The organism is Pseudoduganella namucuonensis (assembly GCF_900116645.1).
Classification (GTDB): Bacteria; Pseudomonadota; Gammaproteobacteria; order Burkholderiales; family Burkholderiaceae_D; genus Rugamonas; species Rugamonas namucuonensis.
In genome coordinates, this window is sequence record NZ_FPBO01000021.1 from 27,279 (window position 1) to 52,423 (window position 25,145).

At 67.2% G+C, this 25,145-nt stretch carries 24 protein-coding genes; 7 read left to right on the top strand and 17 right to left on the bottom strand.

Annotated elements, in window-relative coordinates; genetic code table 11:
- Positions 1-63: 63 nt before the first annotated feature.
- From rph to BM436_RS20750, 3 genes are read right to left on the bottom strand one after another with little or no spacing between them, the layout of a single operon-like run.
- The gene (gene rph, locus BM436_RS20740) at positions 64-798 is read right to left on the bottom strand and encodes a ribonuclease PH (RefSeq protein ID WP_093557437.1); all 735 of its coding nucleotides are present in this window, start codon (positions 796-798) and stop codon (positions 64-66) included.
- On the bottom strand, positions 788-1,762 hold the full coding sequence (locus tag BM436_RS20745) for a PP2C family protein-serine/threonine phosphatase (protein WP_093557438.1): 975 nt from the start codon (positions 1,760-1,762) through the stop codon (positions 788-790). Before BM436_RS20745 ends, rph begins: the two co-directional genes overlap by 11 nt.
- A gap of 10 nt (positions 1,763-1,772) precedes the next feature.
- Entirely contained in the window at positions 1,773-2,765 is a 993-nt protein-coding gene (locus BM436_RS20750; RefSeq protein WP_093557439.1) for a serine/threonine protein kinase, read from the bottom strand.
- 87 nt (positions 2,766-2,852) lie between these two features.
- On the opposite strand from BM436_RS20750, the gene BM436_RS20755 reads away from it, so the two are divergent.
- The gene (locus BM436_RS20755) at positions 2,853-3,743 is read left to right on the top strand and encodes a YicC/YloC family endoribonuclease (protein ID WP_093557440.1); all 891 of its coding nucleotides are present in this window, start codon (positions 2,853-2,855) and stop codon (positions 3,741-3,743) included.
- Between the two features lie 96 nt (positions 3,744-3,839).
- On the opposite strand, the gene BM436_RS20760 is transcribed toward BM436_RS20755, so the two are convergent.
- Positions 3,840-4,466, bottom strand: a complete 627-nt coding sequence (locus BM436_RS20760; RefSeq protein ID WP_177307384.1) for a TetR/AcrR family transcriptional regulator — start codon at positions 4,464-4,466, stop codon at positions 3,840-3,842.
- Positions 4,467-4,825: 359 nt separating this feature from the next.
- Here BM436_RS20760 and BM436_RS20765 point away from each other — a divergent pair, with 359 nt between their 5' ends.
- The 6 genes from BM436_RS20765 to BM436_RS20785 all read left to right on the top strand — a co-directional run bounded on the left by BM436_RS20765 (position 4,826) and on the right by BM436_RS20785 (position 8,271).
- Positions 4,826-5,566 (top strand): hypothetical protein, encoded by a 741-nt coding sequence (locus BM436_RS20765; protein WP_143133253.1) that lies wholly within the window; start codon positions 4,826-4,828, stop codon positions 5,564-5,566.
- 83 nt (positions 5,567-5,649) lie between these two features.
- Entirely contained in the window at positions 5,650-5,973 is a 324-nt protein-coding gene (locus BM436_RS37160) for a hypothetical protein (RefSeq protein ID WP_177307386.1), read from the top strand.
- Positions 5,970-6,245 carry a cytochrome c oxidase subunit 3 gene (locus tag BM436_RS37165; protein WP_177307388.1) on the top strand — a complete coding sequence of 92 codons (276 nt, stop codon included), beginning with the start codon at positions 5,970-5,972 and terminating at the stop codon, positions 6,243-6,245. Before BM436_RS37160 ends, BM436_RS37165 begins: the two co-directional genes overlap by 4 nt.
- Positions 6,242-6,514, top strand: a complete 273-nt coding sequence (locus BM436_RS20775; protein ID WP_093557444.1) for a cytochrome C oxidase subunit IV family protein — start codon at positions 6,242-6,244, stop codon at positions 6,512-6,514. The genes BM436_RS37165 and BM436_RS20775 overlap by 4 nt, the downstream gene beginning before the upstream one ends.
- A gap of 147 nt (positions 6,515-6,661) precedes the next feature.
- Complete coding sequence (locus BM436_RS20780) at positions 6,662-7,918, top strand: NAD(P)/FAD-dependent oxidoreductase (protein ID WP_093557445.1); 1,257 nt, start codon at positions 6,662-6,664, stop codon at positions 7,916-7,918.
- A 29-nt stretch (positions 7,919-7,947) separates the two neighbouring features.
- Positions 7,948-8,271, top strand: coding sequence for a 2Fe-2S iron-sulfur cluster-binding protein (locus BM436_RS20785; RefSeq protein WP_093557446.1), 324 nt, complete (start codon positions 7,948-7,950; stop codon positions 8,269-8,271).
- Between the two features lie 46 nt (positions 8,272-8,317).
- Here the strand turns inward: BM436_RS20785 and BM436_RS20790 are convergent, their stop codons facing one another.
- The 13 genes from BM436_RS20790 to BM436_RS20850 all read right to left on the bottom strand — a co-directional run bounded on the left by BM436_RS20790 (position 8,318) and on the right by BM436_RS20850 (position 25,136).
- Positions 8,318-9,094 (bottom strand): riboflavin kinase, encoded by a 777-nt coding sequence (locus tag BM436_RS20790; RefSeq protein ID WP_093557447.1) that lies wholly within the window; start codon positions 9,092-9,094, stop codon positions 8,318-8,320.
- Complete coding sequence (gene ribA / locus BM436_RS20795; RefSeq protein ID WP_218164903.1) at positions 9,091-9,711, bottom strand: GTP cyclohydrolase II; 621 nt, start codon at positions 9,709-9,711, stop codon at positions 9,091-9,093. The genes BM436_RS20790 and ribA overlap by 4 nt, the downstream gene beginning before the upstream one ends.
- A 17-nt stretch (positions 9,712-9,728) precedes the next feature.
- Entirely contained in the window at positions 9,729-10,841 is a 1,113-nt protein-coding gene (ribBA, locus tag BM436_RS20800) for a bifunctional 3,4-dihydroxy-2-butanone-4-phosphate synthase/GTP cyclohydrolase II (protein ID WP_093557449.1), read from the bottom strand.
- Between the two features lie 134 nt (positions 10,842-10,975).
- Positions 10,976-12,160: an acetyl-CoA C-acyltransferase family protein gene (locus BM436_RS20805; protein WP_093557450.1), complete on the bottom strand. Its 1,185-nt coding sequence runs from the start codon at positions 12,158-12,160 to the stop codon at positions 10,976-10,978.
- A gap of 29 nt (positions 12,161-12,189) precedes the next feature.
- On the bottom strand, positions 12,190-13,449 hold the full coding sequence (locus BM436_RS20810) for a cytochrome P450 (protein WP_093557451.1): 1,260 nt from the start codon (positions 13,447-13,449) through the stop codon (positions 12,190-12,192).
- 47 nt (positions 13,450-13,496) lie between these two features.
- Entirely contained in the window at positions 13,497-14,582 is a 1,086-nt protein-coding gene (locus BM436_RS20815; RefSeq protein WP_093557452.1) for a zinc-binding dehydrogenase, read from the bottom strand.
- Between the two features lie 56 nt (positions 14,583-14,638).
- Complete coding sequence (locus BM436_RS20820; protein WP_177307390.1) at positions 14,639-15,097, bottom strand: NUDIX domain-containing protein; 459 nt, start codon at positions 15,095-15,097, stop codon at positions 14,639-14,641.
- Positions 15,098-15,128: 31 nt separating this feature from the next.
- A complete protein-coding gene (locus BM436_RS20825; protein ID WP_093557454.1) occupies positions 15,129-17,543 on the bottom strand; it encodes an efflux RND transporter permease subunit in 2,415 nt (804 codons plus the stop codon).
- Between the two features lie 16 nt (positions 17,544-17,559).
- Positions 17,560-18,687 carry a WD40/YVTN/BNR-like repeat-containing protein gene (locus BM436_RS20830; RefSeq protein WP_093557455.1) on the bottom strand — a complete coding sequence of 376 codons (1,128 nt, stop codon included), beginning with the start codon at positions 18,685-18,687 and terminating at the stop codon, positions 17,560-17,562.
- 67 nt (positions 18,688-18,754) lie between these two features.
- Positions 18,755-20,167, bottom strand: coding sequence for a DUF1329 domain-containing protein (locus BM436_RS20835; RefSeq protein WP_093557456.1), 1,413 nt, complete (start codon positions 20,165-20,167; stop codon positions 18,755-18,757).
- Between the two features lie 20 nt (positions 20,168-20,187).
- Positions 20,188-21,927, bottom strand: coding sequence for a DUF1302 domain-containing protein (locus BM436_RS20840; RefSeq protein WP_177307392.1), 1,740 nt, complete (start codon positions 21,925-21,927; stop codon positions 20,188-20,190).
- Positions 21,928-22,273: 346 nt separating this feature from the next.
- Positions 22,274-23,920, bottom strand: coding sequence for a class I adenylate-forming enzyme family protein (locus BM436_RS20845; RefSeq protein ID WP_093557458.1), 1,647 nt, complete (start codon positions 23,918-23,920; stop codon positions 22,274-22,276).
- Between the two features lie 25 nt (positions 23,921-23,945).
- Positions 23,946-25,136 carry a flavin reductase gene (locus tag BM436_RS20850; RefSeq protein ID WP_093557459.1) on the bottom strand — a complete coding sequence of 397 codons (1,191 nt, stop codon included), beginning with the start codon at positions 25,134-25,136 and terminating at the stop codon, positions 23,946-23,948.
- Positions 25,137-25,145: the final 9 nt, after the last annotated feature.

A 25,145-nucleotide genomic window follows, 5' to 3' on the forward strand; every position in this document is an offset into this window, starting at 1 on the left:
CGCGTTCGGCTGACGCCGCTTTGGGGTCTGACCCCAAAGCGGCGTCAACAATGCGCCTGCGCTTCAGGCGGCCAGGTCCAGGGCCTGTTTCTGCAGCTTGACCAGGTCCGCGATGCCGGCCTGCGCCAGGTCCAGCAGGCGGTTCATGCCGGCGCGGTCGAAGGCGGCGCCTTCGGCCGTGCCCTGCACCTCGATGAAGTGGCCGGCGTCCGTCATCACCACGTTCATGTCGGTGTCGCAGTCGGAGTCCTCCACATAGTCCAGGTCCAGCACCGGCATGCCCTTGTACACGCCGACCGAGATCGCGGCCACGAAGTGCTTGAGCGGCACGGCCGGTATCGCGCCGCGCTCCACCAATTTGCTGAACGCATCGTACGCGGCCACCATGGCGCCGGTGATGGAGGCGGTGCGGGTGCCGCCGTCGGCCTGGATCACGTCGCAGTCCAGGTTCAGCGTGCGCTCGCCGAAGGCCTCCAGGTCGAAGGCGGCGCGCAGCGAGCGGCCGATCAGGCGCTGGATCTCCTGCGTGCGCCCGCTTTGCTTGCCGCGCGCCGCCTCGCGGTCCATGCGGGTGTGCGTGGAGCGCGGCAGCATGCCGTATTCGGCCGTCAGCCAGCCCTGCCCTTTGCCCTTCAGGAAGCCCGGCACCTTGTCCTCGATGCTGGCGGTGCAGATCACCTTGGTGTCGCCGCATTCGATCAGCACCGAGCCCTCGGCGTGCTTGGTGTACTGGCGCGTCAAACGGATGGCGCGCAGCGCGTCCACGGGGCGGCCGCTGGGGCGGGATTCAAATGTCATTGTTGTTGTCTTTCCGTGTCAGTAATTGGGATGATTTTTCTATCGCGCCCCGTATCTCGGCGATGGCGCGTTCGATCTCGTCTTCGTCGAAGGCGTCGACCGGGGCCTCGGCGTCCTGCCGCGCGGCGCCGCTGATCGTGGTGCTGACCTGGTCCTCGGCCAGCATCTCGGTGGAGATCGTGGTCGAGGCGCCGGTCGGAACGCCGGCCGCGCCGTCGGCGACGCCGCCGCCCTGCCACATGATGGCCAGCGCGGTGGCATTGTCGCTGGCCGGGCCGGCCATGGCGACCGCCGCGGTCAGCATGTCCGGCACGGCGCGCACCACGGTCTGCGTGTGCAGGCGCTGCGCCATGTCCTCGTCGCCCAGCACCGCCCACAGGCCGTCCGAGCATAATAGCATCACGTCGCCGGGCAGCATGCTGGCGCGGCGCGACATCTCCACCTTCGGCAGCATGGAGGCGCCCAGGCAGTTATAGAGCTTGTTGCGGTCCGGGTGGGTGGTGCGCGCGGACGCGGGCACGGCGCCGCGCGCGATCAGGTTTTCCACGTGCGAGTGGTCGCGCGTGCGCGCCAGCACCTGGCCGCCGCGCATCCAGTACAGGCGAGAGTCGCCGCAGTGCGCCCAGGTGGCGATGTTGTGCTGGATCAGGCAGGCCACCACCGTGGTGCGCGGCGTGTCCGGCAGGTTGTGCATGGCCTTGTAGCGGTGGATCTCCTGGTGCGCGGCCAGGAAGGCCTCCTCCAGGAAGCGCTCCGGCTTCCTCACGTAGGGCGTGGCCTGTTGCTGGAACATGGTGGACAGGGTCTCGAGCGCGATGGTGGCGGCCACCTCGCCGCGCAGGTGGCCGCCCATGCCGTCGGCCAGCACCAGCAAGAGCGCGTCGCGCGTGAAGCTGTAGCCCATGCGGTCCTGGTTGACGCGGCGGCCGCCGATCTGGCTTTCCTGATACACGGAGAATTGCATGACTATCCTTTCAGGATTGCAGCGTGGTCTGCGCCTCGCCCTTCTTGCGGCCGAAGCGGCCCAGCAGGCCGCGGAACTGGCCGCCCAGCTTTTCGAGCGCGCCCGGCTCGACGGGCGCGGCCAGCGGCGTTTGCAGCACCTTCTGCATCTCGAACAGGCTTTGCGGCCGCGCCAGCGGATCGATCTCCAGCGCGCGCCGCACCAGCGCCACCAGTTCCGGCGTGTACATGCCATCGAGCTTGGCGAAATGCCCCGCCATTTTATCCTCCTTGCGGCGCTGGTCGGCCGGCTGCGGCGGCGAACCGACCATGCAGGCGAACATGGCGGCGCCGATGCTGTAGACGTCCGTCCAGGGGCCCAGCTGCTCGGTCTTCACGTACAGCTCGGGCGGCGCGAAGCCGGGGGTGTACATGGGCGTGAGCATGGGCAGGTCGTTGTTCACGGTCTGGCGCGCGGCGCCGAAGTCCAGCAGCATGGGCGTGCCGTCGGTGCGCAGGTAGATGTTGGCCGGCTTCAGGTCCAGGTGCAGCAGCTTGCTGGCGTGGACCTCGCGCAGCCCTTTCAGCACCTGCAGGAAGATGCGGCGGATGAAGGCCTCGCCCAGTTTGCCGCCGCGCGCGCGCTGCGCCTGGATGTGCTCCTGCAGCGAATGGCCCGATTCGTAGGCCATAACCATATAAACCGTTTCGTTCGCGCGGAAGAAATTCAGCACTCTTACAACATTCGGATGCGAGATCCGCGCCAGCGCCCGGCCCTCCTCGAAGAAGCATTTGAGGCCGATACGGAACACCGGCAGATTGGCTTTCGCTATGGCGGGCGCGAGTTCGCCGGGCTGGCGCAGCGCCAGGGAACTGGGCAGATACTCCTTGATCGCCACGGCGCCGCCCTCCGCGTCATAGGCGAGGTAAACAATACTGAACCCGCCGGACGCAATTTTCTTTACAATGCGATATCCAGCAATTTCCAGACCATCGGGCAACGGGGCGTTGTTTTGTGCAGCCATAGATTCCTCGCCTCAACATCCGGATTGTGTGGATAAATCACTGTTTTGTAAAGATTAAATCGGGGACATCCTTTGAGCATTTCCAGCATGACGGGCTACGCGGTTGCCACCAGCGAGAGCGCAGCCGGCACTCTGACGATCGAAATCAAGAGCGTCAATTCGCGTTTTCTAGACTTGCAGTTTCGAATAAACGACGATTTGCGCGCGCTGGAACCCGATCTGCGGTCCGCCATCATGGGCGCCATCACGCGCGGCAAGGTGGAGCTGCGCCTGAGCTTCGGCCGCAAGGCCGCCGGCGCCGGCACCCAGGCGCTGAACATGGCGCTGCTGGAGGAGTTGTCGCGCTTGCAAGGAGAGGTGGGCAAGCATTTCGTCGCCGCTCCGGTGATGACTGTTGCGGAATTGCTGCGCTGGCCCGGCGTGATCGAGGAGGCCCAGATCGGCCAGGAGACGCTGCAGGCCGACGTGGCCGCGCTGATGGGACGCACCCTGTCGGCCTTCGTCACCAGCCGCCAGCGCGAGGGCGCGGCGCTGGAAGCCATGCTGGTTTCCCGCATCGAGGCCATGGAGGCCATCGTCAAGCGCATCACGCCGCTGATCCCGCAGGTGGTGGCGGCCTTCCAGCAAAAGGCCGTGGAGCGCATGCAGGAGGCGCTGGGCCTGGCCTGCCAGGGCTCGAACACCAGCCTGTCGCGCCAGGACGCGATGGAGCGCATCCGTCAGGAAGTGATCCTGTACGGCATCCGCATCGACGTGGCCGAGGAACTGGGCCGCCTGTCGGCGCACCTGGGCGAGACCCGCCACATCCTGAAAAAGGGCGGCCAGGTCGGCAAGCGCCTGGACTTCATGATGCAGGAGCTGAACCGCGAAGCCAACACGCTGGGCGCCAAGGCCTCCGTCAAGGAGCTGGCCGACGCGTCGATGGAACTGAAGCTGCTGATCGAGCAGATGCGGGAGCAGGTGCAGAACCTGGAGTGAGGTTTCAACAAGGGCGGCGCGCATTCCCTCCATTCGAGCCCGGCGAAGACTTTCACAGCCTGGGTGTCGCCCGTCGCCATCTCCTCAAGCCTGCGATCATGTTTCCGTTTGGCCCAGGGCCAGGGAATCCAGCAGCGCCTCAAGCATGGTCCGCTGCACCGCCTGATCGTTGCTCACATCCTCGCCGTTTTTCAGTTCGCGGCGCTCGGCCACGGTGAAACATGCGGCGCCCAGGGCACCCGCCCATAGGAGGCGGACCGCGAATTCGGGGCTGCAATTCATACGGCCCTGCTCCTCCAGTCTCGACATGTCCCTGACGGCGTTCTCCAGTGTACTGGCGACCGCCTGCGGCGGCTCGCCAATCAAAATTTGCTGAATGACGATGCGGCACATGCGTGGCTCTTCGTTCGCGAAGCGCATGAACGTCAGCCAACCGTCATGGATGCCTTGCCGGGTACCCTTGGTTCTCGCGCCACGCCGATAAGACGCCGCCACCGCGCGAAAGGTCTGATTGATGGCCGCCCGATGCAGTCCGTTCAAGTCGCCGTAATGGTGATACATGGCGGGCGCGCCAACCCCCGCCTCGGCGCAGATGGCGCGGGCGGTGGCGCCTTCGCGCCCGACGGAGCTCAGGAGCCGGATCGCGACCTTGAGCAGATCCTTCTTGGCTCGCCCCGCCGTCTCGACGGGGCGGCCCCGCCCTGCTTGCTTAGGATTGCTCATGGCGATGCCCGGCGGCGGTGAAAAATGTTGAAACAACGTGCATGGGTGCTTTTCTGATGACGGATGAAGTAGCGCCATTATAGGTCGCTTCCGGAGCCCGTCCCAACCGCCCGGGCGCGCCGCCGGCGCCAGCCGTCCGGTCCCCGACATCCGCCGCGGGGCCGCATTTTGTGGATGACATGACAAATTTCGGGTGATATTATAACGACGTTATATTAATCCGGACAGCCTTCCGGAAGGGCCGGGAGGGCTGGCCGCCGCCCGGACATGGCACATCCCATCCGCCACCGGGACTCTGAAAAATTCCCGGGGCATTGTTAACAGGCCTGTCCAACGACGGGTCCATCTTGGAGACGAAAATGGAAAAAGCGACAAAGCGAATTGTGGATATTTCTTTGGCATGGACCGGGCCGCTGTTCGTGCTCGGCTACATCCTGTTTTGGGCGGTGCTCGGGCATAACGTTCCGCCTCCCAATATGATGGCGATGACACCTGACCAGCTCGTTTCGGAATATTACGGAAAGTACCAAAATGACATCGCGATCGGCATGGTCGGCTGCTGCGTGGTCGGCCTGCTATATCTTCCATGGTCGATGCTGCTCGCCTCCATGCTGCGCGAGGAGGATGGATCGCTGGGGGTGCTCAGCCTGATGGAAGCCGCCGGCGGCCTGTTGACGGCGTGGCTGCTGGCATTTTGCCCAGCGATCTGGGCCGCATGCGCCCTGCTCGCGACCAGCATTCCGGCATACATGATCAAGGCCATGCATGTGTTCACATGGGTGATCTATGACTGCACCTTCATGATCACCACGATCCAGTTGGCGGGCCTGGGCCTGTACACCATTCTGAACAGGAAGCAGAAAATCTTCCCCGCCTGGACCGGATGGTGCGCGATCGCGGTCGGCATCATTTTCCTGCCACTGGTGTTGATGCCGTTTGTCAGCGAGGGGCCGTTCACAGTCGCGGGAAGCTGGAATTTCTACATCGTCTTCGGCACCTGGCTGTTCGCGTTCTTCACCCCTTACAGCTACTACATGCTGAAGGAAACCCTGGGCTATAACGCGCGCGCCAAGCAGGCCTTTGCACCGGCGCTCGGATAGTTCAATCCCAGCCCAGGCGACAGGCGTCATCTTGCCGATGCCTGCGCCTGGGCACCGCACGCGCCGCCCCCACTGGAACCCCGATGCAAAAACACCCATATCCACCGTACGTTTCCGAGGCTGGCCGCGCCCCCGGAACCAACGGCCTTTGGACTTTCCTGTTCATAGACATGATCATCTTCCTGTTGATCTTTTTCACCTTCATGAGCGAACGACTCTCGCACGCCGGGCAGTACACAAGGTCGCAACTTCAATTGAACGAACTATTCGGATTCGCCAACACGCTGATTCTTCTGACGAGTTCATGGATGGTGGTGGAGGCTGGAAGGCATCGAAGCGATGCATGCCAGCGCAAGTGTCACGCAGGCTGGGACTGGCGTTTCTGCTTGGACTCGCGTTTTCCGTGACCAAGCTGATCGAATATTTCCTCAAGATCGATCAGGGCCTCACTCCGGCCACCGATCCATTCCTTTCGTTTTACTTCTTTATCACCATGGTCCATTTTCTCCACGTCATCGTCGGGATGGGCCTCATCGCCTATTGCCGGAGGCACGCGTTCGCGCGCGCCGGCGCCAAGGAATACCACACGCTGCTGGAGAACGTCGGACTGTATTGGCATCTCGTCGATATCCTGTGGATCTTTATCTTCCCCATGCTTTATCTGGTGGGGCGCGCATGAAAAACGTATTCGGCCGATGCACCACTGCCGGCGTATGGATTTTCCTGACCGTACTCACCCTGCTCTCCCTCGCGGTGTTCGAGAACGTCTCGTGGCGGGAGGCCGCGTCGGTACTGGCGGTGCTGGTTGCGATGACCAAGGTGCGGGTCGTGATCGTCAGCTTCATGGAGGTCGGGCGGGCACTTCCACACTGGCGCTTTCTGTTCGAGAGCTGGAATTTCGCGGCCGCGGCAACCATCGTCATCGGCTACGTTTCGAGCTTGCGCTGAGCGCATAGCCCGTCCCTTTTCCGCACCTCCCCGTCAGTCAACATTACAGTTGACTGACGGGGAGCCATATGTCAGACTCGTTGCACATGCTCGACACCTCTCATCCAATTAGCGCCACCACAACCCAGGCAAGACAACGGAACTGATATGAACCACACCCTATTGATCGTTGGCGCCGGTTGCGGCGGCACCGAATTGGCGTTCGCCGCGCGCGCCGCCGGCTGGAGCGGCCCGGTCACCATCGTCGGGGCCGAAGCGGCCGCGCCGTACCATCGCCCGCCATTGTCCAAGGCCTACCTCAGCGGCGAGACCAGCGAGGCGTCCCTGCAAATCAAGGCGCCGGCGGTCTACGACAAGTTCAACATCGGCCTGATCACGGGAACGGCGGCCGCCGCGATCGACCGCCCGAACCGCCGTTTGCTTCTCGACGACGGCCGCGCGCTGCCGTACGACCGGCTGGCCCTGGCCACCGGAGGCCGTCCGCGCCCCCTGCCCGCGGCGGCCGGCGGCGCCGAATCGTGCGAGAATTTCCATTACCTCAGAACCAAGAGCGACGCCGCGGCGATCCGCGCCGGGTTTGGACCGGGCAAGCGGCTGGTGGTCATCGGCGGCGGCTACGTCGGCCTCGAGGTGGCCGCCGCCGCGCGCAAGGCCGGCATGCAGGTGACCTTGCTGGAAGTCGCCCCGCGCCTGCTGGCGCGCGTCACCGCCCCCCGCCTGTCGCAGTTTTACCTCGACACGCATCGCCGCGCCGGCGTCAACGTGCGCGTGGACGCGCATGTCGATGAACTGGAACTGACGGCGGACCGGCGCCGTGTCGCGGCCGTGCACTGCGCCGGCGGCCCGCCCATCGCGGCCGACCTGGTGGTGGCCGGCGTCGGCCTGGTGCCCAATACCGAACTGGCCAGCGCGGCCGGACTGGCGGTCGACAACGGCATCGTCGTGGACCACGAACTGCGCACCGCCGACCCGCACATCGCCGCCATCGGCGATTGCGGCAACCACCACAGCGCCTTGTATGACCGGCGGGTGCGGATCGAATCGGTCCCGAACGCGCTCGAGCAGGCGAGAAAACTGGCGGCGCTGTTATGCGGCAAGACGCCGCGCCCCGACGCCGCGCCCTGGTTCTGGTCCGATCAGTACGACCTGAACCTGAAAATGGTCGGTCTTGCGCAAGGCCACGAGCGGGTCGTGTTGCGCGGCGACCCGGACCAGGGCGGCTTCAGCGCCTTCTATCTGCTGGGGAACCGCGTGCTGGCGGCCGACACGGTCAATCGCCCGCAGGAATTCGCCTTGGCAAAACGGATCGTCAATGAACGCATCGCCGTCGATGACGCCCTGCTGGCCGACGATACGCTGCCGCTGGAAGGCCTGATGGCGGCGACCGCGCCCGTTCCCGAATAATTTCAACAGTTGGAGACCAGGAGAAGAAAATGGCAAAAGTTATCTACATTACCGCGGCGGGAGAGCGCACCGAACTGGAAGTCGATGCGGGGGTCAATCTGATGCAGGCCGCCGTTTCCAACGGCATCTACGAGATCGTCGGCGACTGCGGCGGCAGCGCCAGTTGCGCCACCTGCCACGTCTACCTCGATCCCGCGTTCGCGCAACTGGTGCCGGCGCCCGGCCCGAGGGAGGAGCAGATGATGGGCAGCACGGCGTCCCCCAGGACCGCGGAAAGCCGGCTCAGCTGCCAGATCGTCATGGAGGAACAGCTCGACGGCATTATCCTGCGGATACCCGAAACCCAATGGTGATGCGACACGGCGGGCGCGACGCCCGCCGCGGTCCGCGGGAGGCCGCTCAGCCCAGATACAAACTGGCCGCGATGATATCGCGGCCAATCGCGGCCTCGAGCGCCTCCAGGCCATCGAGCTTGACCTCGTCGCGGAGCTTTTTCAAGAACTCGACGCCGACGATCTTGCCATAGCAGGCGGCGATCGGCTCGAGCACATGCACCTCGAGCAGGCGCTCGCCGTCGTCCTCCACGGTGGGCCTGATGCCCACGCTCGCCACCGCCGGCAAGGCGCTCGGCGCCAGCCCGTGGACCCGGACGGCATACACGCCGTCCAGCCCGCGCGGGCCGTGCGGCATCCGCAAGTTCAAGGTCGGAAAGCCCAGCGTGCGTCCCAGTTTTCGTCCATGCACCACGCGTCCCGAAACCACGAGGGGACGCTCCAGCAGACGCTGGACGGCGGCGAAATCGGCGGCGCGCACCGCGGCGTCCACGGCCTGCGCCGAGCGCGCCATCCGCGCCTCGTCGTCCGCCTCCATGCACTGCCTCACGTTCGGCCATGCCATGATGCGGCGCGCCCTGGCGCTGCCGGCGCGCGCGATCATCAATTGTTCGACGCCGCATTCCCGCAAGGCCATGGCGGCGTCGCGCAGATTGCTGGCGCTCCTGCCCTCTTGCCGGCCGGGCGCCAGCAACAGCGCCGCCAGCGCCAGCCCATCGGCATCGGCCCGCGCGCGCGCGCGCGCCAGCAGGCGCCGGTGCGCGCCGTGCGGGCCGTCGAAATCGGACACCACCAGCAAGCAAGGCTCGCCGGCGGCGGCTTGGTGGGTGCGCGGCAGCTTCATGGCAGCACCTCGGCTTCCGGTCCGATTCCCGACGCCGGTCCGAACAGATGGCCCAGCTTGGCGGCCTTGGTGGCGAGATAACGCCGGTTGTGCGGGTTGACGCCATGCACCAGGCCTATCCGCCCGGCCACCACGACACCGGCTTCGCGCAGCGCGTCGAGCTTGCGCGGGTTATTGGTCATCAACTCGATGGACGCCACCCGCACATGCGCCAGCATGGGGCCGCACATCGCGTAGTCGCGCAAGTCGGCCGCGAAGCCGAGGCGCGCGTTGGCCTCGACCGTGTCGGCGCCCGCGTCCTGCAGGCCATAGGCCCGGATCTTGTTCATCAGTCCGATCCCGCGCCCTTCCTGGCGCAGGTAAAGCACGACGCCGCGGCCGCGCGCGGCGATGCGCTCGAGCGCGGCGGCCAGCTGGGCGCCGCAATCGCAGCGCTGGCTGAACAGCGCGTCGCCGGTCATGCACTCGGAATGGACGCGGCACAGCACCGGCAGGCCGTCGCCGATATCGCCCAGCGTCAGCGCAAGGTGCTCGTGCCCGCTCGCCGGGTCTTGAAAGCCGTGCAGCTCGAATTCGGCGAACCGCGTGGGCAGCCGGCATGACGCGATGTGATGGATGGGCACGGGCGCCTCCCTTAGTCGGGTTTGACGTATTCGACCACTTTCAGGTCGAAGCCGGAGATGGCGTGGTATTTGACGGGGGCGCTCATCAGCCGCAGCTTGCGCAGGCCGAGCGCGCGCAGGATCTGCGAACCGACGCCCACGTTGAGGAAAGTCTGGCGGCCGCGTTGCGGCCGGCGCGGAAAGTCGCTGCCGCAGCGCACCGTGTCTATGCTGTCGAGCAGGTCGTCGGCCGTCTCCTGCTCGGAGAGCAGCACCACCACTCCGGCGCCCTCGGCCGCCACGCGCGCCAGGCAGCGCCGGATGTCCCAGCCGCTGCTGCCGGCGGCCTGGATGGCGAACATGTCGCGCACCGTGACCGCCAGCTGGACCCGCGCCAGCACCGCCTGCTCCGGATCGATCTGGCCGCGCACCATCGCCAGGTGCACCTTGCCGGTGATCGTGTCGCGGTAGGTGTGCAGCATGAACTGGCCGTCCGCCGTGGCGACCGGCGCCTCGCCGAGCTTCTCGATGGTGCTCTCGTACAGCACGCGGTAATGGATCAGATCGGCGATCGTGCCGATCTTGAGCCCGTGCTCGCGCGCGAACAATTCCAGGTCGGGCCGGCGCGCCATGGTGCCGTCGTCGTTCATGATCTCGCAAATGACGCCGGTCTCCTCGAAGCCGGCCAGGCGCGCCAGGTCGCAGGCGGCCTCGGTGTGTCCCGCCCGCACCATCACGCCGCCCGGGCGCGCGACCAGCGGGAAGATGTGGCCCGGCTGCACAATGTCGCAGACGCCGGCGCCGCGCGCGGCGGCCACCTGCACCGTGCGCGCGCGGTCGGCCGCCGAGATCCCGGTCGTGACGCCCGTCGCCGCCTCGATCGAGGTGGTGAAGTTGGTGCCGAATCCGGAACCGTTGCCCTCGACCATGGCGCGCAGCCCCAGCCGCTCGCTGCGCGCCTGGCTCATCGGCATGCAAATCAGGCCGCGGGCGTGGCGCGCCATGAAGTTGATGTGCCCGGCCGTGACGCGCTCCGCCGCCATCACGATGTCGCCCTCGTTCTCGCGGTCCTCGTCATCCATCAGCACGACCATTTTGCCGTCCCGGATGTCTTGGATGATTTCCTCTGTCGTATTCAGTTCCATGCGCGCTCCTGCCGGTGGGTTGGGATGTATCGGTTCCGATTCCCTGCCCTGGCGGGGGAGCCGACGATGCATCGATTATGCCGCCGGCCACCCGATCTGTCAACACATGTGTTGACAGATCGGCGCAACCCGGCTCAGAGGCGCTCGAAGACCGCCGCGATGCCCTGGCCGCCGCCGATGCACATGGTGACCAGCGCATAGCGGCCGCCGGTGCGGTGCAACTCGTGGATCGCCTTGATGGTGATGATGGCGCCGGTCGCGCCCACCGGATGTCCCAGCGAAATGCCGGACCCGTTCGGATTGACCTTGCCGGGGTCGAAGCCGAGCTCGCGGGTCACGGCGCAGGCCTGGGCCGCGAACGCCTCGTTCGATTCGATCACGTCCAGATCCTCCACGCGCAGTCCGGTTCGCCGCAAGACCAGCCGGGTGGCGGGCACCGGACCGATGCCCATATACGCGGGCTCCACCCCGGCATGGGCGTAGCCGACCAGCCTGGCCAACGGCCGCAGGCCCAGCGCCAGGGCGCGCTCCCGCTCGGCCATGACGATGGCGGCGGCGCCGTCGTTGATTCCCGAGGCGTTGCCGGCGGTGACCAGGCCGTCCTTCCGGAACGCGGGCCGCATGGCGGCCAGCGCCTGCGCGGTGGTGTCGCCCCGCACGTGTTCATCGGTGTCGAACCGCGCCACGCCCTTGCGCGTGCGCACCTCGACCGGCACGATCTGCTCCCGGAAATAGCCGGCCGCGATCGCCCTCGCCGCCCGGCGCTGGCTCTCCAGCGCGAGCGCGTCCTGCGCCTCGCGCGTGACGCCGTAGCGCGCCGCGACGTTCTCGGCCGTCACCCCCATGTGCGTCGCCTCCCACGGATCGTGCAGGATGCCGCTCATGCAATCGACCAGCGCGCTGTCGCCCATGCGCGCGCCCCAGCGCGCCGCCGGCAGCATGAACGCGCCCCGGCTCATCGACTCGGCGCCGCCGCCGATCGCCACGCCGGCGTCGTCGAGCTGGATGGCCTGGGCCGCCGAGACGATCGCCTGCAGCCCGGAGCCGCACAGGCGGTTGACGTTGAACGCCGGGGTCTGTTGCGGAATGCCGGCGTCGATCGCGGCCACCCTGCTCAGGTAGGCGTCGCGCGGTTCGGTCGGCACCACGTTGCCCATCACCACATGGCCGACGCTGTCCGGCGGGGCGCCGGAACGCTCGAGCGCGGCGCGCACCACAATGGCGCCCAATTCGCACGGCGACACGTCCTTGAGCGCGCCGCCGAACGAGCCGATCGCGGTGCGGGCCATGCCGACCACCACCACTTCTTTTTGCTTCATGCCGATTCCTTCGCTGCTTGGGGTTAAGGTTACGTTGGGCCGGGCACCGCCCGGGTGGTGGCGGGATTCCACACCAGCGGCAGGCCCTTGACCGAGCCGACGATGCCGCCCTGGTGCGAGATGGTCGCGCCCGGCGCGATCTCGAACCGCGGAATGCGCGCCAGCCATTCGGTCAAGGTCGCGATGATTTCCCGCCGCGCCAGGTGCTGGCCCAGACACAGATGGGAGCCGTGGCCGAACGTCGTGTGCGACACTTTCTTGCGGCCGAAATCGACATGCATCGGGCAGGCGTTCTCGCGTTCATCCAGGCCGGTGAGCAATTGCGGCAACAGGATCTGGTCGCCCTGTTTCAGCTGCACGCCGTGGAAGCTCAGGTCCGAAGTGAGGATGCGGCCGTCGGCGACCAGGCCGAAACGGCGCAGCAATTCCTCCGTCGCGGCCGGGATGCGCGCCGGATCGTCCACCAGTTCCTGGCGGTGGGCCGGGCTTTGCGCCAGGAACTGCATGCAGAACCCGAGGAAATTGATCACCGTGTCCAGCCCGCCCAGCAACAGCAGGCCAGTCATGCGCAGCGCCTCGTTCTTGGTGATCGGACGGCCGTCGATCTTGCCGCCGGCGATCTTGCTGATCGCGTCGTCGCCCGGCGCCGCCATGCGCGCGTCGATGATCGGCGACAAATAGGTGTAAAAGGCGTCGCGGGCCTCGGCGAACGTCATCGAGCCGTCCGGCCGGGTCATCTGGTCGCCGAGGTTTTTCAGGAACGGCATGTCCCGGTCGGGCAGGTCGGCCAGCATGAAGAAGATCCGGATCGGGAACGGTTCGGCGAAGTCCTCGGTGAAGTTGCACTTGCCGAGCGGCCTCAGCTGCTCGATCAATTCGACCGCCAGCGCCTGGATACGCGGCTCCAGCGCGTCCACCACCGGCATGCCGACCGTGGTGCTGGCCAGCGCGCGGTACTTGCGCTGCTCCGGCGGGTCCATCGAGGTGGGAATGAAATCGTACGCCTCGCCGACTTCGCGCGGAATGAAGGGGCACTGGCTGGAAAAATGCCCCGTGTCCTCGAAGGCCTCGCGGATGATCTGGCCGCGGGTGGCGATCCAGTGGCCGCCGTTGTGGCGGGTCCAGACCAGGTCCGGCACGCCGGGCGCCTGCAGCCGCTTGTAAGCTTCCTGCAGGCCGGCGTCCAGGCCGACCGGGTTGTACATGTCGAAATCAAAAACCAGGCTCTCGGGCACATGGGCCGGCAACGGCGCCAGCTTGGACAGGGGAATCGCTTCGGTGGTAGTCATGATGGTCTCGTCTTTTCTAATGGGTGACGGGGGAAGTGGGCGGCGGGTCACAGGGTGGGATCGATCACCGGCTTGATCGCCGCGCCGGACTTCACCAATTCAAGCGCCTTGACCGCGTCGCCGATGGCGAGCCGGTGGCTGATCAGGCTGGCCAGCGGATAGCGGTCCTGCAGGTGCACGGCCAGGTGCAGCGACTGGTAGTAGTGTTTCGGCTTGGCGAAGGTGGCGCCCGTGATGCGCATGTTTTTAATGGTCAGGTCGCGCGGCGCGATCGGCTGCGTGCCGATCGCCCCCCACAGGCCCAGGACGATGTAGCGGCCATGGTTGCCGGTCAGATCGACGCCCTCGGGGAAGGCCGGCAAGGCGCCGGCCGCCTCCACCACCACGCTGGCGCCGCGCGGGCCCAACACGTCCGCGATTTGCCGGCGCCGCTCGTCGCCGCTGGTCTCTTTGAGCGAGATGGCCGCCGTCGCCCCGAGCGACATGGCGACGTCGAGCCGGTGTTGAGAGTGGTCCAGCACCACGATCTTGCGCGCGCCCGAGACCGCCGCCACCAGCACAGCCGCCAGGCCGACCGGACCGGCGCCCTGCACGATGACGGTGTCGCCCTGCCCCACCGGGCCGCCCTGTTCGAAGCCGCGCAGCACGGTGGGCAGCGCGCAGCCGAGCGCGGCGATCGCGTCCGGGTTGGCGTGGTCGGGCAGCCGGTAGAACGCCATGCCGTTGGGTAGCCAGGCATAGTCGGCGTAGCTGCCCCAGTTCGGTTTTTCGGCGTGTTCGAAGAAGGTCGAGTTGTCGCAGGGGGTCTGGTCCAGCACGGTGCACGAGTGGCAGCGGTGGCACAGCGCGATCGGCGCCCAGTACACCAGGTCGCCGGGCTTGACCGGCGTGCCGGCGTAATCGGTGTCCACGCCCGCGCCGAGTTGCTCGATGCGCCCGATGCCCTCGTGGCCGAGGATGATCGGGAACGGCATCTTGCCCGCCTCGCCGGACACGATGTGCACGTCGCTGCCGCACACGCCGCCGAGCACCACGCGCACCAGCGCGCCGCCCGGTTCGGGGGCGACCACCGGTACTTCCCAGGTCTCGACCCGGTTCTCTTCCACCATCACTGCCGCTTTGCCGTATTTCATGTCATCTCCTTGTTGTTTCAACTCTTGTTAATGTGGCGGCCACAACCAGTGGCCGACTATGGCCCTTGCCCGACAGGCGCCGGCAGCACCGCCGCCAGCACCCGCTCCAGCCAACTCACCGTGGCCAGGCCGCCGAGATCGTCGGGTGCGAGCCAGCAGCAGGCGTCGTGCTCCCAGTTCAGGCGCACCGTGTCGTGCGCGCAGGAAAAGTGGAAGGCATGCACGCGCCAGTGCACGCCGTCCCCGCCCTCGAGTTCCAGCACCGCGCGGCCGGTCAGCAATGGCCCGCCGGCGCCTTCCATGCCGGTCTCCTCGGCGATTTCGATCAGCGCGTGGCGATGCGGATCGGCGCCGGCCGGCAAATGGCCGGTGATGCAATGCCAGCGCCCGGTATCGCCGCTCACCCTGGCGCTGCGCCGGAACAAACCTATCCGGCCGCCGTGCGTGAGCACGGCGGCGACCACTTCCCGCACCGTGTCGGGCGCGGTCCCGTGCTGCTCGCCATGGGCATGCATGATCATCTCCTCGAAAGGCCTGGCGCCGGCGTCAGGCGAAGCGGCGCACCCGGTCCGCGCTGGCGGCGCTGTTCGGCGCCGCCGTCGGGAGCAGGAAGGTGGCCAGCGCTGGCATCAGGATCAGCGCGCCGAGCATGTTCCAGACAAACATGAACGCGAGCAGGATGCCCATGTCGGCCTGGAACTTGATCGGCGACCAGAACCAGGTGACCACCGCGGCGGCCAGGGTCACGCCGATCAGCCCCACCACCTTGCCGGTGAAGGCCAGCGCCTTGTTGTAGGCGGCGCCCACCGACAGGCCCAGGCGCTGCTGGCCCAGCTGGACCGTCAGCAGGTACAGCGAGTAGTCGATCCCGATGCCGACACCGAGCGCCGTGACCGGCAGGGTGGCGACCTTGACGCCGATCCCTAGCGCCACCATCAAGGCTTCGCACAGCACCGACGTGACGATCAGCGGCAGCACGGCGACCAGCACCGCGCGCCAGCTGCGGAAGGTCACGTAGCACAGCACGATCACGGCGGCGTACACGTACAGCAGCATGGTCCGGTTGGCGCGGCTGACGGCGATGTTGGTGGCCGCCTCGATCCCGGCGTTGCCGGCCGCCAGCAGGAACTTGCGGTCCGCCGTGTTGTGGACGGCGGCGAACTTCTCGACCGTGTCGACCACCCGTTCCAGGGTCTCGGCCTTGTGGTCGGCCAGGTAGGCGATGATCGGCGAGACCGAGCGGGCCTCGTTGAGCATTTCCGGGTTGGAGTCGAACACGTAGTTCAGGGCGTCGGCGATCACCGCCGGGTCGCGGTTCAGGGTCATCCATTTTTCCGACCCCTCGAAACCGGCCGAGGTGTAGGCGCGCGCCAGGCTGGACGCGGCCACGGTGGTCTGCACGCCCGGCAGCGCGCGCAGTTCCTCCTCGAGGCGGTCCATTTCCAGCATGGTTTCAAAGCTGATCAGGCCACCCTCCCCGGCGTCCACGATCACGGCGAACTGGTCGCTCGAGAGCTGGTACTTGGCGGTGATGTAGGCGTTGTCGCGGTTGTAGCGCGAATCGGGACGCAGCTCCGGCGCCCCCGGGTCGAGGTCGCCGATTTTCAATCCGCCCGACGCCACCAGCCCCGCCGCGGTCAGCGCCACGGCGGCGGCCAGCACCACCTTCGCGCGGCCGCGCTCGGTGAACCGGCCGAGCCAGACCATCAGCGGATGGTCGGCCTCGTCGCTCTTCAGGGTGCGCTCGGCCGAGGCCAGGCTGACGCCCGTGTAGGACAGCAGGATGGGCAGCAGGATCAGGTTGGTGAAGATCAGCACGGCGACGCCGATGCTGGCCGAAATCGCCAGCCCGTGGATGACGGGGATGTCGATCACGGACAGCACCATGAAGCCCACCGCGTCGGCCAGCAGCGCCGTCAGTCCGGCCAGGAACAGGCGCCGGAAGGTGTAGCGCGCGGCCACGTAGCGGTGGGTGCCGCGGCCGATGTCCTGCATGATGCCGTTCATCTTCTGCGCGCCGTGCGAGACGCCGATCGCGAAGATCAGGAAGGGCACCAGCACCGAATAGGGATCGAGCACGAAGCCGAGCAGGCGCATCAGGCCGAGCTGCCAGAGCACCGCCACGAACGAGCACAGCACCACCAGCAGGGTGCTGCGCAGGCAGCGCGTGTAGAGCAGGATGATGGCGGTGGCGATGGCGGCGGCGATGGCGAAGTAGGCGAACACCTCGAGCATGCCATTGATCAGGTCGCCGACCAGCTGCGCGAAGCCGATGATGTGGATCTTGACGCCGTCCTTTTCATGCGCGCGTATCTTGTTGAGCTCTTCGGTGAACTTGCGGTAGTCGAGCGTCTTGCCGGTGGCCGCGTCGATCTCGACCAGCGGCACGAAAATGGTGCTCGATTTCTGGTCGTTGGCCACCAGCGAGCCGACGATGCCGGCGCGGTTGACGTTGAAGCGCAGCGCCTCGATGCTGGCGGCCGAGCCGTCGTAGCTGTCCGGCATGACCGAGCCGCCCTTGTAGCCGGCCTCGGTGATCTCGGTCCAGCGCACCACCGACATCCAGAGCGACTTCATGAAGGAACGGTCGACGCCCGGTATCAGGAACACCTGGTCGTTGATCGCGCGCAGCTTCTCCAGGTAGGCCGCGTTGTAGATGTCGCCGGTCGGGTTTTCGACGACGATCCGCACCGAGTTGCCCAGTCCGCCGAGCGAGGCCGCGTGCGCCCGGTAGTTCTGCACGTAGGGATGGGACAGCGGCATCATCTTCTCGAAACTGGCGTTGATCTCCAGCTGGAAGCTCTTGTAGCCCAGGAACAGCGAGGCCAGCAGGCACAGCGCCAGCAGGACGGCGCGGTTGTTGAAAATCAGCCGTTCGAGCAAATGCCCCGACTTGTGATCGAAAAGCGAGGGCGACGCCACGACGGGCATCGCGTCCAGTTCATTGGTGGTTGCATGCATGATATCGGTGCCAGGTTCAGGGATGATCGGTCGGAGGCTGGGCGGCCGGGCGCGGCTCGACCCGCACGCCGGCCAGCCCGGTCAGCACCAGGGCGCGGTCGTCCAGGATGGCCAGGTTGGTGTAGCGCATCGGGCGGGCCGGCTGAACGGGTTTGAACTCGTGCCCCGCCGCGCCGCCCAGCAACAGCAGGCCGGCGCTGTTGACCAGCACGAAGCCGCCCTGGTCCGGCGCCGCGGCGCCGCCCATCACGGTGGCGTCGGAGCCGGTCTTGACGGCTTCCCAGCGCCGTCCCTGGTCCTCGCTGCGATAGACGTTGCCGCGCAGGCCGAACGCCAGCAGCACCCGCTCGTTGCCGGCGACGCCGAAGAAGCTGCCCGCATAGCCGGTCTGCGCGCGGCCGAAGCGCGCGCCGTCGCCGTCCAGGGCGTACACGGTGCCCTGCTCGCCGACGACGTAGATCCGCTCGCCCACGCCGCGTATGCCGTTCAGGTTGAGGAACTCGGGATTGTCGATCCGGTGCAGCCATGGCTCCCAGGTCTTGCCGCCGTCCACGGTGGCCGCGATCATGCCGAACGCGCCGACCGCGTAGCCGCGCAGGCTGTCGCTGAACCAGACGTCCAGGTACGGCAGCGCGGGCCCGGATTTGAAGTTGCGCTCGACCTGGGCCAGCACGCGGGCGGCGTCGGGCGCGCCGTCGGCCACCAGTTTGGCGTAGAACGCGCGGAACCGTGTCGCGGCCATGCGGCCGTCGAGTTGTTTGGTCCAGCTGGCGCCGCCATCGGCGCTGTGCAGGATGACGCCGTCGTGCCCCACCGCCCAGCCATCGCTGGCGTTCGGGAATTGCACCGCCACCAGGTCGCTCTGGACCGGCACCCGCGCCTGCGTCCAGCTCGCGCCCTGGTCGTCGGAGACGACGACCAGGCCCCGGGAGCCGACCGCGACAATGCGCGCGCCCGCCCGCGCGACGGCCATCATCGGCCGCAGCTGCGGTTCCGTCACCCGCGGCGCCGGGTGGTCCAGCGGGTCCTTGAAAGCCGACGGGGCCGGGACGCCGGCGCCGTGCGCGGGCGCCATCAGCGCGAAGAGGGCCGCCGCCGCGGCCGCGCCGCGCCGCGCGCGGCATCGAAGAGTGAATGTTTTCATGAATATGGTCCGGTGTAGGCTGTTGCGGGAGGGCCGCGCGCGCCGGGCGCGCGCGGCCCGGGCTGTGCTAGCGAACGCTGCCCCCCACCACCGCCTGCGGCGACAGCATCAGCGGCAAGCCCTCGTGGCTGTTGTAGCTGCGCACCAGCTTGCCCGGATCCTTGCGGCCGACGTTGATCACCGTGTAGTTGCCCTTGATCAGGTCGTTGAAGCCCCAGCCATCGTTGTTGACGCCGCCGACGTCATAGGCCGGGAAGGTGTACAAGCTCATGTTCTTCCACAGCTTGCCGCCGTTGTCATAGGACTCCGACGCCACGATGCACCAGCAGTCCTCCTCGACATAGAAGGTGCGCCGGCTGTAGACGTGGCGGGCGCCCGTCTTGCGCGTCGCGTCCACCACCCAGACCCGCCGTTTTTCGAAGCGCACCGCCTCGGGGTTCACGTGCTTGGGCCCGATGAAGTCCTTCGACGCGACCTGGTTGGTGATGCCGAACACGTTGTACGGCACCAGCATCTCCTTCTTGCCGACCAGCTTGAAGTCGAAACGGTCCATGCGGCCCGTGAAGCCATGGATCTCGTCCCACAGCAACACGCCGCCATAGCTGGCGATCGGAATGTCGTAGGCGAACTCCGGCGCGGCGCGGACGCGGCGCTGGCCCGGCGTGTAAAACCAGACCTTCTGTCCGCCGTCGCCGGCGTCGTGCATATAGTAGTTCAGGAACACGATACCGGCCGACGACGGCGGGTCCTGCAGCAGCGACGTCAGGCCGTGGACCGCGTTGTAGGTTTCCTTGCGCAGTTTGCCGCTCTGCTCGTACCACGGGTGCAGGAAGTACTCGTTGGGCGTCGGCAGGCTCGAGGCCCGCCCGCCAGTGTCGATCAGCCAGGCCCCGGCGATGGTGTGCGTGACCGGCGGCGCGTAGTGGAAGTTGGCGTTCCACATGACCTCGACGCCGCTTTTCGGCAGCGGGAACGGAATCCCGGGGTACGGCGCGCCGTCGGCGTCGGCGCCCGTCACCGAGTCGCCCTCGACCTTCCCCGCCAGCTTGGCGGTGGTGGCGTTTTTCACCGTGTTCTTCAGCACCCACGACGGATACACCATCGTGCGCTGGGTCGGGTAGACGTCGAGCCGGTAGCTGTCCGGAAAACGCTCCAGCATCGCCTTGTTGCCCTCGGTGAGCATGGCGCCGTACTGCGCCATGTTTTTCGAGGTGACCGAGAACAGCGGCTTTTCCGCCGCGAACGGGTCGACGTAGCGTTCCGCGCCCTTGCTCCAGCCGGCCGGCGGCTTGCTCAGGCCGCCGGTGTAGGCGGGGATGGAGCCGTCGGCGTTGGCGCCCTTCTCGGCGCCGAATTCGGTCAACTTGGCGCCCAGCTGGCGCGCCTCGTCGGCGCCCACCTGCGCCAGCGCCGGCTGCGCCAGCCAGGCGAGGGACGCTGCGGCCAGCAGGCCGCCCATGACACTCTTTTTGTTATCCATTGCTAGTCTCCTGAAAAATCCTAAAACGAGGTCTTGAAAGTCAGCGACACCCAGTTGCGGCTGTTGAGGGCGTGGGCGCCGGTGCCGCTGCCGTACATCGGGCCCACCGGCCCGTCGACGACCGGGCCCGGTTTCCAGTTCAGGCCGTTGTACGACAGCGTCACCGAGTGCTTGCCGTCCAGTAGCGCCTTGAGGCCGATGTTGTAGATGCCGGTGCCCTGCGCGTAGAACGCGCCGGCCGCGTACGCGGGCAGCCCTTTCGCCCCCCACGCGTACGAGGATGGCATGCTGAGATCGATGCCCGGCCACACCTGCAGCCACTGCGGCTCGAAACTGACCCACAGCGCGGTCGCGTTCTTGGTCGAGCAGCCGCTCCACTTGCTGCCCCCGGCGCAGGCGGCGTGGCCGACGCCGTTGTACATGCCTTCGTTGCCGGTCACCTTGGCCAGGTGGGTGTGCGACAGCTCGGCGATGAACAGGCCGGTGTCGTACAGCGGGGTCGAGCCGAGCTGGATGAAGGCGTTGGCGATCAGGTTGACGATATCGCCGGTGGCGCCCTGCGACGGCGCGCCGGGCACGAAGTTGCCGAGCGCGCTGTTCAAGCCGGTGTTCTTGCGATAGGACAGTTCGAAGCCGGTGCTGACGGTGCCGAAGGTGCGCTCGTAGCTCAGCCCCATCAGCTTGACCTTGCGGGCGTAATCGAGGTGGACGCTGCCGCCGTTGGCGCCTGCGTTGATGTCGAACAGGGCCCAGGGGTGCGGATCGTCGAGCTGGCGATAGTAAAGGCCCAGATCGCCCTGCGCCCAGGCCGGCGACCAAGCCACCTTGACGCCGAAATTGTGGTTGTTGTCCGGCGGCGCGTTCTCGGTGCCGGCCGAGACCGCGCCGCCGGCGAAGCCGGCCAGCGCCGGCACCGAGGCCGGTCCCTTGTAGATGAAGTCGCCCGCGCTGAAGTAAGTGCCGGCCTCGGGGTAGCGGTTGGCGCCGAATTCGAAGAAGTACTGGGCGGCGACGGACAGCTCGGGGGAAATGTCGGCCGACAGCAGCAGCTGCTTACGCGGCAGGAATAGTTCCTTGAGCTCGGAACCCGGCTGCGAAAAACCCTTGATGTTGTCGACGCCGGCCTGTCCGTAGGCGATGTTGGAAAAGCCGAAGTAGAAGGCGTTGCCCCAGAACTGGGTCAGGCGGCCGGCCTTGGCGTGCATCGTCACGTCGCCGAATTTGGCGCTGCCGAACACGAAGGCGTCCAGCAATTCGCCGCCCTGGTAGTGATAGCGCTTGGTGTAATCGCTGACGCCGCCGGGGTAGGTGTTCAAGCCCATCGCCAGCAGCGCCGGGTTGCCCGGCACGCGGTCGTGATACGCCCAGTCCTTCCAGCCGGAACCGGTCACCCGCACGCCGAAGCGGTCCTGGTAGATCGCCTGGAATTCCACCAGGTCCTGCAGGCGGTTGGTGACCATGTCGCCCTTGCCGAAGCGGGTCTCCCCCTGGTGGAAAAACGGATGGTTGGCCACATACGGGCTGACTCCCTGGACCCGCCAGCCGGCCGTGTACATGGCGGAATTGTCCAGATTGATTTTCCAGTCCGGGCCGGCATCGAGCTGGACGGCGTGGGCCGCGCCGGCCGCGCAAATCGACGCGACGGTGGCGGCCATGACGCCGCGGCGCAGCAACGTGGCCTGGCGTGCCTGCGGCGCGTTGCGTTCGAGGGCGTTGCCGCCCGTGCTGTCCGCCTGTCTCCTAACCTTCTTGATCCCCATTGCATTGACTCCTTTGTCTGGGTGTTTGTTTTCGGTTGACCGCGTTCCGTTTCCGGATCGCTTATTTTGAAGAATGCACTGGTCCCGGAGACATGTCAACACTAATGTTGATAGTAAACTCGGGTGTTGATCAAAGACGACATCGATCCGTTTCACCATAGCACGCTCCCGCCCGGGACAACGGCACGCACCCATGCGTTTCGGCACGGAGAGGCGCGCGGATGGGGATGGACGAGATGAATGGAACGGGCGGCGAACGGCCGAAATGAGCGACGCCGTTGACAGAACCGGGGGCCGGCGGCGGATGGCGCGGCGGTGGTTCCCGGCCGCCGCGCCGGCCGGTGGCCTACTGGCCGCCGGCGGCGGGCAGGCGGGCGCGCAAGGCGCGCTTGTTGACCTTGGTCGCCGACATCGGCCATTCGTCGGCCCGCATGAAGTACACCGCGCGCGGCACCTTGTAGTTGGCGATGCGGCCTTTGCAAAACGCGATCAGCTCCTCGGCGTCGGCGCTGGCCCCGGGACGCAGTTCGACGAAGGCGACGGGCACCTCGTCGAGCCGGGGGTCGGGGCGGCCGATCACCTCGGCCAGCTTGACCGCCGGGTGGCCGCACAGGAAGGCTTCCACCTCGATCGCCGCCACGTTCTCGCCGCCGACCTTCAGCATGTCCTTGAGCCGGCCCTGGAACATCAGGTCGTCGGCGGCGCTCTGGCAGTACAGGTCGCCGGTGTGCAGCCAGCCGTCGCCGTCCAGCGCCTCGGCGGTCTTGGCCGGATCGCGGAAATAGCCGTCCATGACGCAATACCCGCGCACCTGGATCTCGCCGACCTGGCCCGGCGCCACCGGCAGCCCGGATCCCGGATCGACGATCCGGATCTCCATGCCGGGCACCACCTTGCCATGCGTGGTGGCGCGCAACGCCTGCGGGGCGTCGCGGTCGCTGATGGCGAAGATGCCGGCGGTCTCGGTCATGCCGCATCCCTGGATGACCTCGACATCCGGCAGCAACCGTTGCAAGCGAACGATCAGCGACGGCGGACCGATCACGATCAGGTGGCGCAGCTGCGCCAGCCTGGCCGGATCGAACGCCGGGTGGTCCAGCAAGCCCTGCACGATGGCCGGGAACCATGGCCAGGCGTTGGTGACCCCGCCCCGCGCCATCAGTTCGAGCGCCCTGCCCGGCTCGAAATGGGTGTCGGTCAGATAGGTGCCGGCCACCGCGATGGTGCCGATGAACGGCGCCAGCGAGCCGATGTGGAACAGCGGGCCCGCCCCCCATGTCACGTCATGCCCGCCGCGCGACAGGCGGCGCCGGCTGCGCTCGGCGGGACCGCGCGTCACCGCCTCGTGCGCCAGTACGCAGCCCTTCGGATTGGCCGTGGTGCCGGACGTATACATGATCAAGGCCGGGTCGCGCAGTCTGATCCGGCACCGCGCCCGCTCCACCACGTCGTCGTCGACCCGCGCGGCCAGGCGGACAAAGTCGGCCCGGCCGACGCAGCCGGCGCGTTCCCCGCCGCGCAGCACGACCACCCTGCGCAGCAAAGGCGCCTCGGGCAGCGCCAGCCGCGGCGGATCGGCGGCGCCGGACAGCGACGGCAGGGCTTCGCACAGCAACTGGCAAAAGTCCACGTACTGGCCCTCGGCCGCCGTGGTCAGCACGGCCGTCAGTTGGGCGTTGTCGATGATATAGCCGAGTTCACTGGCCTTGTGGCGCGCATTGAGCGGCACGGCGACGCAGCCGAGCAGGCTGATGCCGAACAAGGCGTCCACGAACTCGGGGCAGTTGACGGCCAGCAGCCCCACATGGTCGCCCCGCTTGACGCCCAGCGCGTGCAGGCCGCGCGCGACCTCCACCGCGTCCAGCAGCAATTGGCGATAACTCTTGCTGGCGTCGGGAAAGACCACCGCGTCGCGCAGCGGCTGCGCGCGCGCGGCGCGCACCAGCAGGTCCGGGATGCTCGACACTTCGCTGAAATACTCTAGATCGATCATGGTTTGGATACTCGATGGTGAACGGTTAGCTCGACGATTCCTTCGGGAAGCCGCCGATTTTACGGGTCGCCCGGCCGGCCATGGCGAGCATGCGGTCGATATAGGACTGGATGCCGACGCCCTCGGCCGGCTTGGGGAAATCGTGCAGCGTCAACGCCAGCGCGACATTGCCGCGCGGCCCGAACACCGGCACCGAGATCAGCCGGATATCGTTTTGCACCGCCGGCAGCAGGTGTTCGGGATCGAACGACAGGCGCGGGATCAGTTCGCGCAGTTCCGTGTCCGGCCCCGCCGTTCCGGCGCCGGCCAGTTGCGCCAGCGTGCTGATGAAGGCGCGCTGCGCATCGTTGACCAGCCCCACCGAATAGCCGCGCTCGCGGACCAGGCGCAGGGCGGTCAGGGCCCGCGGCCGCGCCGCGGCCGGGATGGAAGCGTCCAACCAGCGGGCGATCTCGGCGTCGCCGCACCAGGCGCCGAACACGGAGGCGGTCGGCGGCATGTTCGGCAAGCGCTGTCCCACCAGCGTCGGGATGGAGTCGCGGCGCGCGCTGCCGGCGCCGGCGATGATGACGATCTCGTCGTCGACCCGCGCGGTGGCGATGCAGCGCGCGTCGAGCTCGGCGGCCAACTCCTCCATCTCCGCGCGCAGCATGTCGACCTGGCGCAGCGGCTCGGCGATGGCGCCCAGCGGATCCGGCGCCACCATCGACAAGGGCGAGAATTTGCCGTAACCGCCCTGGAAGAACAGCATCGGCAGGCCGCCCGTGTTGATCTGCAGTTCGCCGACTTCGCCGATCACGATGTAATGGTCGCCCGCCTCCAGCACCGAGCCGATTTCGCAGTCGATCCAGGCGACCGAGTCGGCCAGGATGGGCGAACCGGTGGGCGCCGGCCGCCAGGCCACGCCCTCGAATTTGTCCCCCGCCTTGGCGGCGAAACGGCGGCACAGCGCCTCCTGGTCCGCGCCCAGGATGTTGACGCAGAACCTGCCGGCCGCCTCGATCTTCGGCCAGCTGGACGAAGTCCGGTCGGGCAGGAACGCGACCAGCGGCGGATCGAGCGAGACGGAGGTGAACGAACCGACCACCATGCCAGCCAATGGTGCGCCGGGGGGGGCCGCCGTGATGACGCAGACCCCGGTGGGGAACTGGCCGAGTACCTGCCTGAACCATTTGGGATCGCTGGCCTTGCGCGCTTCCTGGCTGGATGTAGTCATGTCATGCCT